Origin of the sequence: Ensifer sp. ENS11 (genome assembly GCF_014851895.1) — a bacterium.
Taxonomy (GTDB): domain Bacteria; phylum Pseudomonadota; class Alphaproteobacteria; order Rhizobiales; family Rhizobiaceae; genus Ensifer; species Ensifer canadensis.
Map to the genome: position 1 here is coordinate 1 of NZ_JACVAN010000096.1, position 255 is coordinate 255.

Here is a 255-nt window from a genome sequence, read left to right on the forward strand (position 1 = left end):
CAACGCTAAGATCGGCGTCGTCGAGCACCACGAACGGGTTCTTGCCGCCCATCTCCAGCTGGTACTTGCGATTGTGCTCGACCGAGGCCAGTGCCACGCGTTTGCCGGTGCCGGTCGAGCCGGTAAACGTGATCGCCTGGATGTCGGGGCTGTCGAGCATCGTCTGGCCGACGACCGAGCCCTTGCCCATCACCAGGTTCAGCACGCCCTTCGGCAGGCCGGCGCGATGGAGAATATCGACGATCGCCCAGGAGC

1 protein-coding gene is annotated in these 255 nt (G+C 64.7%); it reads right to left on the reverse strand.

What is annotated here, in order from left to right; all coding sequences use genetic code 11:
* Positions 1–255: aldehyde dehydrogenase family protein (locus IB264_RS35760; protein WP_192435391.1), on the reverse strand; the 255-nt coding region annotated here is incomplete at both ends.